Source organism: Vibrio sp. 1F263 (assembly GCF_041439035.1).
Taxonomy (GTDB): domain Bacteria; phylum Pseudomonadota; class Gammaproteobacteria; order Enterobacterales; family Vibrionaceae; genus Vibrio; species Vibrio tasmaniensis_A.
Genome location: NZ_JBGONI010000023.1, coordinates 74,499 through 81,212, shown reverse-complemented (window position 1 = coordinate 81,212; position 6,714 = coordinate 74,499). Strand labels below are relative to the sequence as shown.

6 protein-coding genes are annotated in these 6,714 nt (G+C 41.6%); 3 read left to right on the top strand and 3 right to left on the bottom strand.

Features of this window, described 5'->3' with window-relative positions; translation table 11 throughout:
- The 3 genes from ACED25_RS15175 to ACED25_RS15165 all read left to right on the top strand — a co-directional run.
- Positions 1 to 150 (top strand): IS3 family transposase (locus ACED25_RS15175; RefSeq protein ID WP_371695587.1); only part of this gene is annotated, 150 nt, incomplete at its 5' end.
- A 966-nt stretch (positions 151 to 1,116) separates the two neighbouring features.
- Positions 1,117 to 1,419 (top strand): helix-turn-helix transcriptional regulator, encoded by a 303-nt coding sequence (locus tag ACED25_RS15170; protein WP_009848316.1) that lies wholly within the window; start codon positions 1,117 to 1,119, stop codon positions 1,417 to 1,419.
- Positions 1,403 to 2,716 (top strand): HipA domain-containing protein, encoded by a 1,314-nt coding sequence (locus ACED25_RS15165; RefSeq protein WP_017098055.1) that lies wholly within the window; start codon positions 1,403 to 1,405, stop codon positions 2,714 to 2,716. The genes ACED25_RS15170 and ACED25_RS15165 overlap by 17 nt, the downstream gene beginning before the upstream one ends.
- Positions 2,717 to 2,855: 139 nt before the next feature.
- Here the strand turns inward: ACED25_RS15165 and ACED25_RS15160 are convergent, their stop codons facing one another.
- The 3 genes from ACED25_RS15160 to ACED25_RS15150 all read right to left on the bottom strand — a co-directional run bounded on the left by ACED25_RS15160 (position 2,856) and on the right by ACED25_RS15150 (position 6,696).
- A complete protein-coding gene (locus tag ACED25_RS15160) occupies positions 2,856 to 4,736 on the bottom strand; it encodes an ATP-dependent zinc protease (RefSeq protein WP_371695584.1) in 1,881 nt (626 codons plus the stop codon).
- Positions 4,737 to 5,041: 305 nt separating this feature from the next.
- Positions 5,042 to 5,869: a M15 family metallopeptidase gene (locus ACED25_RS15155; RefSeq protein ID WP_371695583.1), complete on the bottom strand. Its 828-nt coding sequence runs from the start codon at positions 5,867 to 5,869 to the stop codon at positions 5,042 to 5,044.
- Positions 5,870 to 5,967: 98 nt separating this feature from the next.
- Positions 5,968 to 6,696 (bottom strand): DUF429 domain-containing protein, encoded by a 729-nt coding sequence (locus ACED25_RS15150; protein ID WP_102249571.1) that lies wholly within the window; start codon positions 6,694 to 6,696, stop codon positions 5,968 to 5,970.
- Positions 6,697 to 6,714: the final 18 nt, after the last annotated feature.

Genomic DNA, 6,714 nt, shown 5'->3' with positions numbered 1-6,714 from the left:
CTTGATAAGTGTAAAAACCTCGGAGAGCTTAAACAACTAGTAAAAGAGTCTATAAGTACCTATAACAACATGAGGCCGCACCTTAGTCTCAGGATGAAAACTCCAAATGAGGTGCATGAAAAAAGCCAACAGCTGACGCTGTTGGCTTAGTAGAAAAACTGTCAACGTATTTTAGGACGAGACATTTATAGTCATCAATTATGCTATCGGTACTAAACGCGCTACCTTTCACTCACAGGGTGACGCACGGTGTAAAGTGCTTTTGATTCCCATGACTTTAGTTTCGAACCATCTCATACGTTTCAAAGTCAGTATTTCCAATTAACTTTTGTGTGGCATATTTGATCTACTTACGTACAGCCATCACCTTACCCGCACAGATAATCACTAATCGCAGAAGAACTTAGCCACAGAACGAATAAAGGCTGGTATCCACCTTCTTGCAATGCCTCTTTAAAGCCAAAGGCTTTGATTATCCCCTGCAAGGTATAAAGTTATATATATCCCTTTGTTGGGATAGCACGGCCAATATCCTCTATGGGGATCAAACCTCATAATATGAAATGACAACTTGTGATTTATAGCCCACAACAATTAGCCAGTACTTCATTGCTAATACGCAAAAAATAAATGGACTCAGTTCGAAGTGGCAAAGAGAGTCGCATAAAGCAAGCTACCATTTCTAACTTTGAAACTAGACCAGATAAAGCCACGCTCTCTACCATGTTTAAAATCATTCAAGCCTTAGATCTGACAGTAAAGGTTGAAACAAGAAGTGAGAGCAAGACAATGTTGTAATGCCTTTGTATTACACACAATACTTGAACGACCACCTTAAGGTTCCGATAGAGAGTTAGCCATACTTTAGGTATCTCAAAGCCCCATGGCTTTGAGTTTTCTATTGTTCTTTCATTACATAAAGTAAATCACATTAGACTTTTAATAAGATCGCCAAGTTTGTAAGCATAAAAGCTCACTACTGTAGACTTTTATGTGATAACTCAATGTATTCACCATAAAAGTGAACTTTAATAGACTTTTATTTAAAATCTACGTATAAATAATTTAAAAGTCTACTAAGACATACTTTATTGCATCATGCTATATGGAGGTTCTATGGTTAAGAAAGTAAAAGCAACTGAGTCACCAGATCTAAGCCAGGTGTTCACACCATCACTACTTGGTGAGGCGATCAAAGCAAAAAGAACTCAAAGTAAAATCACCCAGCAAGATGCAGCATTGCTTTCTGGTGTTTCAAAACAAACCTACATAAAAATTGAACAAGGCAGCTCCGATATTAAACTAACCTCTTTAATGAAAGTTGTGTCTGCTCTAGGAATAAAGATATCGATACAACCATGGCAAGACTTAGATGCTTCAGTCTCATCACAGGAGAAAGGTAATGACGTCTGGGTCTAATCAATACATCCTCGATATAGTCTATAGCCAGCAAGTCATAGGCAAACTATCACTGAGTAAAGAAAGTGATGCTCTATCTGTAATCTACAAGCAAGATTGGATTGATAATGGGTTTCCCATATCGCCACACCTTCCATTTAACTCTGATATACCATCAGTCAATATCAGGAGGTTCTTACAGAATTTGCTCCCTGAAAATAAAGGGTTAGATTATTTGATCGACTTTCTTGGCGTATCACGTTCAAACGTATTTGCACAAGTTGGTGGTATTGGAACAGATACATCAGGTGCAATGATGTTCTTATCTGAAGGTGTTTCTCCAGTTCAAACTGAAACCTCTTTCAACCCAATCAACGATAGTGAATTAATTAAGAAACTATCTGACCCTGAGCTTTGGTATTTAGAAATATGGGAAGGAAAACCAAGACTATCAGTAGCGGGGGTTCAATCTAAGCTCAACGTTTTATCTATCGATGGAAACTTAGGGTTTGGAGAGGGTGAACTATGCTCAACTCATATTGTGAAGTTCGAAAAAAATGACCAACAACACCTTGTCATAAATGAATTTGTGACGATGAAGTTAGCGAAGCTAGTTGAACTAGATGTTGCTGATGTTGAGTTGCGGTATTTTGACCAATTTCCAGCCTTAATTGTAGAGAGATTTGATCGAAAGCTATTTAGCTCAACAAGTGTGAAACGAAGGCATATGATCGATGCCTGTCAAGCTTGTAACCTAGGTGTCGATAGAAAGTATGAACGAAACTTAGGTAAACAAAGAGATGTCAGTCATATTCGTGATGGTGTCAGCTTCACCCGACTTTTTTCGGTAACAGAGCAATGTGAAAACCCATTAGCGGCAAAACTAGCGATCCTAAAGTGGGCAATGTTCAATCTCTGCATTTATAACGCAGATGCACATGGCAAAAACTTCAGTTTCTTTGTCCAAAAATCGGGCTTAACACCAACGCCACTTTACGATCTAGTCAATGTAAGGATGTACCCTGAATTTGAGCAGGATCTTGCGATGGCAATTGGGGATGAATTTGACTCAGATTCTATTAATGCCTACCAACTTGTAGAGTTTGCTGACGATTGTGGTATTTCACCAAAATTGCTTCAACAGAGCCTAGTAAAGATCGCAAATGACATTATAAACAACATTGATGATGCTATATCTCTCGTCACTCCTACTTCTGATTCACAATTACCTTATTTAAACCGATACCGTGAAATCGTTGTGGCTAGATGTAAGCACTTCCTTAAACAATCACCACTCATCACTGAAATTGAGCTTTAACTTATAGATAAGCTATCTAATCAGAATATAGAAAGCACAAAGAGCAAAAGCTCTTTGTGCTTTCTACTTGATAATTAACGCAGCCAGTTCAGTTACTGATGAGGAAGTTGAACCGATAGAAATTAGATAAATTTAGGTGTTACTCCATATCGCCCAGTAAGTAATCTTCATCGCTACTCACTACTGCGCCGTGCTTTAAGAAGTTCTTACCTAGGATCATGCTGTATTCAAAGCGAGAGCGATCTTGAAGGTTTACCCTCACCTCTTTCTCTAGGTCTCCAAGCTTAACCTTCATTTCTACCACTGGGCGAATGTTCACCTTCTCGCCTTTCTTGGCTTTAATACGCATCACATCAATCACTGGCTTAGTAAACTCTTGCTTATCGCCTTGGTTGTTTTGATAGGTAAAGCTCACCATGTCTTGGCCGTCTTTCTTAAATCGTTTGATGTTGACTGCGTTCATTGAGCTGACATCTGCGCCAGTATCCAACTTGGCCGGGAACTTCATGCCGTTGACTTCAACAACTTCTATATGCCCTACTTTAAACAAAGGCTCCGATTTCAAAAGATAATCAGATCGAGTATTCACATATACCCCATCTTTCGCCATCTTCTTACCTAGAATGAAGTACGCTTCTTTTTCATTACTGTTAAGCACATCGATAGCAAACTCTTGTTGGCGAACTTTACCAGCGCCCAAAAACTCACCACTTACAACCAGACGAGTATCATCACCGACCTTAAGCTTCTTAATAATTGGCTTTGTTATTTTCTGATTCTCACCATTTACATCTGTAAGATAAAATTCAACAGAAGCCTCTTTGCCTTTACCTGCCATTTCAAAACTGTCGACCTTCAACAAAGGCGTGTTGACAGTAAATGAAGCAACAGCCTTCATAGGGAAACCATCTAATGTGATATCTTCTTCCGGTGAGATAATCAGTGGCTCAGTCTTCTTCGCGACCTCGCTGAAATTCTCAGATCCTTCAGAAAGAATATTCTCAGCGTTGGTATCAATCATGAAGAGTTCGCTAGCGGTGCTTGTACCAAATCTCAACTGTGACTCGCTACTCGAGCGGTCACGTAGGTACACCAGAACGTCTTTGGTTGTGTTTTCATCGAGTTGAACCGGCACATACACCAAAGGTCTTTTCTTACCACTCACGCTTAACATACGAACTAATGGCAGTGTCATCTCTTTCTGCTTACCATCGTTGTCGAACATATCAAACGTCACTTCACTGTTCTTCTTATCTACATCGATGTCTTTCGCATGAAGAATGCTGTAGCGATTTTTTAATGAGAAGGTCGCGTTCATCGCCATTCCGGAGATAGACACCACCTCTTTTCGGCCAACAACCGTCGCGTTTTCCTGCTCCTGCAAATAGTCGTAACCCGCAAACACCAGTGCGTTATCCGCAAGGAAGGTTTTGCCGATCAATACTGGCGCAGAGAAGTGACTTCTGTCCGTCAGGTTAACGTCTGTTTTTAACTCTTGATCCGCAATGGTGAGCGACATTTTGACGGTAGGGCGAAGCAAAGGCGTGCTGCTGGTGCGGCTGCGTATTATGCTGACACGCTCTAAAGGCGCTTCGATTAATACCATGTCACCCGTACGTGGGTTTTGAACCTTGAAAGAGACCACAGCTTCATATTTCGCAAAGGCGCTGCCATCCCAATCATCGTAATCAACATCGGAATTGTTCAACAGGTCTTCGGTTAACGCCGCCATCAACTCTTTGTCTTTGAGATTTTGGTAATCGGGATTAGAGCTCTTCACATGAATGTCTTCCGCATGCATAGAAGTGGTTTCCGCACCGGTATCAATTTTACCAATGAAAGGAACGTCTTTTAGCCCTTGAACGCTAGATAGGTACACGTTCTCAGTACGACCTAATACCGACTTACCATCGAGTTCGTAAGTCGGGTTTTGAGTGGTGTGTGAAGTGTCTGTAGCCAAAGAATATTGTGTAAAAAGTAGAGTGCTTAAAAGAGTTAGAGCCAAAGGTATCTTTTTCATTAGTTGGTCCGTTGTGATCAGTTCACTAATAATACTGGCGATTCGGCAAATAGTTCCCCCACCAGCAATGGTTCTCACATAACGTTAACGCTATGAGTTTTTCGATGACAAACCGATGACTTTGCGCTGCATTAGCTTATCGATTATTGACTAATGGATACCCAACAACCTGTTCAATACTCAGTGTTACATTGGAGAAATGAATACAAAAAAGGCCAACGACAAGCGCTGACCTTAGCTATTCAAAACACACCTGAAGCGAGTTTAACTTGCTAAAACACAAACGGTTCTAGATAAACATAGCACTAAAAAGTCCCGACTGTTTTCTTTGCACAGATAGCTCGAGCTTTTTCTGCGTCCTCACCTTTATTTTTTGAATCACTGTGGTTCGTATTAAAGCATTGTCGATAAGATTCGATGTAGCGCTCAAATAACACTTTGGCTTCAGGTTTGGGTTTAGAAAGCAGTTGATTGACGAACTTTCTTGAGCCGACCTCAAAATGCTGAGTATCGATTGGGCTATTCCAATCCCCTCCCCAGATAATAAAGCCATGATGAGCAAACAGCTCAACCACATCTTCTGCCATGCCTCGGCGTTCAATTTCATCACGCGCGCGAAAGCGAGTACGGTTCACATAGCGGGTTGCCGATTGTGATGGCTTGACCGTGATGGTTCCGTTTTTATCGAACTCTAAGAAAGGATTTTGAACTGGGTTGATGTCGATTGCCACACCATAGGCATGTTTCGACCAACCTCCTCCGCCGGTAATAGGACGAGCGTTAAACGCGCTACTGTTGTTCGCGTCCATTGAGGCGTTGTCGTCACCTCTGAATTCACGCATTAGGCGAGCGGAATGAAGAGGGAAATTGCGCTGTTTAAGCTCTGAAAAGATTTGTTCAAGAGCTGGCGCAATAACATCAAGCACGATCATATTGCCCTGTTGCGTCTCCCCTTTGAAATTAATGAAATCGAAATCCACCTTAGATAGTCGCTCACAACCAACAGGCGCACCACTACTCAAGACATTGTTCTTTTTCATCATGTCGCATTGCCATTGAGATATAGGGGCAACTTGGGCATAACTCGCAACACTGAGCACAGTGGCCAGCCAGCCGACAATAAAACGTTTCATATCAAAGACTCAAAAATATTAAGAGTGAAAAGTAGCAGAGTTGGAAAATAGCAGAAGTTGGAAAATAGCATATTAAGCCAAGTTGAGCGCACGATTTGTTAGCGCGCTTTATTCCAATAGACAATCTCTCTAACTCGTCCGTTCTGATCCTTGTCAGCTTCTCCACCAACATCAGAAAGTTCAGGTAAGGTCGATAATTGCGGAGCGTAATAGGCAACCAACATAAGTACAAAAGCATCGTAAATATCATCTATCGCGACGTCTTTACGCTTGGTGGTTGAAATGGCCAACGACAAGCCGTCACACCATTGAGGGGCAAGTTGCTGAATAATAGAAAGCCGTTCCTCTTTGCCTTCTTGTGTTCGTTTGGAAAACATCAGCGGTTCGCCTTTCAAAGCTGCAAACACCACCTCAGGGTGTGATTCCCTGATAGAAAGATTGGGATGAGTTTCAATGAGCTCATCAAGCTCGCGGATCTTGGGCACAATTCCCCAAGTCTGTTTAGAAAATTTCTTATCAAGCTGCTCCACATTGGCACTGCACGCCGCAATGTAATCAGTTTGATAAACCGCCTCTCGGCACGGAACAGGAAACACGGAAGAACCACGCTTGCTGGTGAGAAAACGTCTTGCTGCTTTATCGCATAATCTATCTGGAGTAAGCGAATCGCTAAAGCCAATAGGCATATCGATTAATGTTGTTGATCCCGTAAGATCACCAACCAACTCATCGAGCGTATTTTCCACCTTAAACGCAGGTATCTCACTGTCAGAGATAATCCAAGCGATCCAACCGGCCTTGCAGCCATCAATTCCGATGTATTTCATTGTGCTCTCGATGATTAG

What these genes read in the sequence shown, in the direction of transcription:
- ACED25_RS15155 (WP_371695583.1), bottom strand. Translation starts at nt 5,869, where the DNA reads ATGAAACGTTTTATTGTCGGCTGGCTGGCCACTGTGCTCAGTGTTGCG.
- ACED25_RS15160 (WP_371695584.1), bottom strand. Translation starts at nt 4,736, where the DNA reads ATGAAAAAGATACCTTTGGCTCTAACTCTTTTAAGCACTCTACTTTTT.
- ACED25_RS15150 (WP_102249571.1), bottom strand. Translation starts at nt 6,696, where the DNA reads ATGAAATACATCGGAATTGATGGCTGCAAGGCCGGTTGGATCGCTTGG.
- ACED25_RS15170 (WP_009848316.1), top strand. Translation starts at nt 1,117, where the DNA reads ATGGTTAAGAAAGTAAAAGCAACTGAGTCACCAGATCTAAGCCAGGTG.
- ACED25_RS15165 (WP_017098055.1), top strand. Translation starts at nt 1,403, where the DNA reads ATGACGTCTGGGTCTAATCAATACATCCTCGATATAGTCTATAGCCAG.